3 protein-coding genes and 1 pseudogene are annotated in these 3,016 nt (G+C 35.4%); 2 read left to right on the top strand and 2 right to left on the bottom strand.

The window, feature by feature from the left end:
- Both JFC08_RS13840 and JFC08_RS13485 read left to right on the top strand, forming a co-directional pair.
- A pseudogene (locus JFC08_RS13840) lies at nucleotides 1-369 on the top strand (hypothetical protein); the annotation flags it as partial.
- A gap of 306 nt (nucleotides 370-675) precedes the next feature.
- Nucleotides 676-1,326 (top strand): HEPN domain-containing protein, encoded by a 651-nt coding sequence (locus JFC08_RS13485; RefSeq protein WP_198331089.1) that lies wholly within the window; start codon nucleotides 676-678, stop codon nucleotides 1,324-1,326.
- 234 nt (nucleotides 1,327-1,560) lie between these two features.
- Here JFC08_RS13485 and JFC08_RS13480 read toward each other — a convergent pair whose 3' ends face one another.
- Both JFC08_RS13480 and JFC08_RS13475 read right to left on the bottom strand, forming a co-directional pair.
- A complete protein-coding gene (locus JFC08_RS13480; protein ID WP_198331088.1) occupies nucleotides 1,561-2,139 on the bottom strand; it encodes a hypothetical protein in 579 nt (192 codons plus the stop codon).
- 24 nt (nucleotides 2,140-2,163) lie between these two features.
- Nucleotides 2,164-2,856 carry a hypothetical protein gene (locus tag JFC08_RS13475; RefSeq protein ID WP_198331087.1) on the bottom strand — a complete coding sequence of 231 codons (693 nt, stop codon included), beginning with the start codon at nucleotides 2,854-2,856 and terminating at the stop codon, nucleotides 2,164-2,166.
- Nucleotides 2,857-3,016 lie beyond the last annotated feature (160 nt).

The following is a 3,016-nucleotide window of genomic DNA, read 5'->3' as shown; positions in this document are numbered from 1 at the left end:
TATTCGCCAGTGTTGTTAATTTCGAGCTTGGTTTATGACTTTTGCAAGAGGTCTATTAATATAGCACTTCTCTCTACGAAAAGTTTTCTTACTTTATTTAGAACTGGGGGTTTTGCTTCATATCAGATGACCCTGATTATTGCTAACCAAATGTCTAGAATGTTACTAGGTAGAGGACTTATGTTTGCAACTAATACTGCTTTGATGAAGTCAGCATCATTAATTACGGGTCCTTTTGCATTGGCAGTAACTAGTGTATGGAGCGCTATAGATATGTCTGGGCCTGCCTACAAGGTCACCATACCATGCGTCATACATGTTGCTATGCTCAGAAAGAAAGTTAATCGAAAACGATTTAAATTTTGGTAATAAGAAAAGCAAAATATTTAACTTTTGATTGTTTACCACGGTATCTATCTAATAGTAGAGTTATTTTCAGAACGTCCAAATGACTAATGTTCTGGAGGGCTATTCCTGTCACTATTATTACTTTAGGTGAAGTACTTTTCAGTTCCTACAGCTACACTATTGGTTCACACCATTAGACAAGCTTATATTCAGGACTCATAACATATTTTCAAAGAAGTATTTACTACAAAATAAGTAAGCTAATTAACCTGAGTTGTATAATCTTTATAATTTCGGTTTTTTTACATCGAAAAAGTATAAATCAATATGAAAAATATCTTAATTAATAGTTACTACCAAACTCAAAAATCTGAGTTTTCTGACCTATTTCGCTTGCGTATGCATCGCTCATTAAGTTGGCTGTCTAAGGCAACGAGCGTCGATGATGAAGACATACGTTTCATCACTCTATGGATTGCGTTCAATGCAGCTTATGCTCGTGAAGTAGCCTTGTTTACCACTAGTTCAGAGCGCAGTGAGTTTAGACGCTTTATACAGCTGATATGCAGTCTAGACATTGACCAACAGGTCTACAAGTTAGTCTGGGAGAAATATTCCGGTAGCATTCGTATATTATTGGATAACCAATACACTTTTCAGCCATTTTGGGATTATCAAAATGGTCTGATTAGTCAGCAAGCATGGGAAGAAGATTTCAAACGTGCTAAAGATAAAGCTCACCGTGCACTTAGTAATAAAGATACAGATACAGTATTGGCAGTAGTATATGATAGGTTATATACCCTGCGTAATCAAATCATGCATGGCGGTGCCACTCACAATAGCCAAGTCAATCGTTCGCAAATCAAGGATAGTGGTGCTATCTTATCTGCTATCTTGCCGTTAATGTTAGAGATCATGATGGCAAATCATAGCAAGATGGATTGGGGAAAACCATTTTATCCGGTCGTAAACTAGCAATTATTTTAGTATAAGCTTCTTACTATAAACAGTTCAGTTCAGGACTAGTTTTTGCCGCCTCATTCCTAAAAATTAGGCTCTGTCAGTACTATGGTCGGATGTTGATACATGCCCTACCTAAGGTTTCAGTTAAAGTGTTATATTGCTCCTTAGAGCTGCCCAAAAAATTGGAAGGTCAGTTAACTTTTAGCTTAGAGGACTTTGATAAAACAATCTTATAACTATTGATCCTCATAGAGGAATACTGTGATTTTTCATTGTGTTGCGATCCATATCTAACAGTTCGGAGTAATCAGCTTGGCGCAAGTAGTTCCTCCTATTATCAAACACCTCATTCCAAATACTACTATTATAATCTTGAGTAATTTTTCTTAGTGCTGATTCTATAGAGCCAGGTCTTTTGAGCGAGATTAAAGACATAGATCTAATAAAATCCATAAAAATAAAATCAACTACATCTTGATTGAAATCCTTCTCAATACGCTTTTTATGTTCAGGGTTAGTATTATCTTTAGACGTCTTATAACTGAGAAAAAGCGTATTACTTTCATTAAGTTCTCTAAGATTAAATAGAGGTGAAAAACAACCTCCAATCAATAGATATTTATTAGCACCTTTACTTATCAGTGAGACATTATGGATAGGTAGACTAGGGTAACAATCAAATCTATCGCTTATCAGCTTAAGATACTCTTCTTGCCCTCCTGCAACATATGCTTCGATCATCAACTCATAGAGTTTTTTAGCCAATGGATGTAAGTCAATTTTAGTAATATTCTTAAATCTGATGGTTTTTGCGGATAAATTCATTTTATTTAAACCTCTAGATTTTATCTAATTAAGTTTTTCGCCTATCATGATGTATACATAATGACAGAATATTTGTAATGTCCGAACACTCCACTGGCTAATAGGAATATTAGAATCCAGTCTATTCTCAATTCTTATAGGCTGAGTTTGGCTCGTTAGTGAAAGCTCAGCTCGAATCTTTTTTTGATATGATCTACCTTTTGCGTAATCGAGTTCATTAAACTCCATTTGTGATCGAGGTATAGTCTTTAATGCAAGATTCCAAGAGGTTTGATCTGCCTCTGAGGCCTGCTCATAATTATAGACCTTTAAGCTAATATCTTTTTTGTATACTAGCTGACAGACAATTTCAAGATAGTTGTAAATGTCTGCAGGATGCTTAAAAATGATAAAGTTCTTACTGGGTTGAGCGTTAATAAGGGTATGAAAAACAAACTTATTAATAGCACCTTTATCATTACTTCCTTTATAAATATCACGAAATTTATCTGTCATTCGTATCATATTTTTTCTATCATCACCGTATCTATCCTTTACAGGTAGTAGACTGTGCTTATTGTTTGGATCAAATAGTCTAGGATTACCTTTTGTAGTTTGAAACTCTGATGCCCTCCTTAGTTGCTGCGCATTGTAAAGCCATTTTTCAAACGTATCTTGACTGACATCGTAGATATGCATGAGGTATTCATAGTCACCTTTTTCGGTGTAAGCTTCCAAAATTTGATTCACTTCATCGAAAGCATATCTTTTGGTCTTATCAATTTGTTTGGTTAGATTCTCGCTAACTGATTTACTACTCTTAGGCTGTGGTAACTCTGGTAGTGAACCGCCCCGACTATATCGGAGAGTGATTTACTTGAGTCAGGCAGCCATGCCT

This window comes from Psychrobacter cibarius (genome assembly GCF_016107535.1).
GTDB lineage: Bacteria > Pseudomonadota > Gammaproteobacteria > Pseudomonadales > Moraxellaceae > Psychrobacter > Psychrobacter cibarius.
This window is presented reverse-complemented; position numbering and strand designations above follow the sequence as displayed.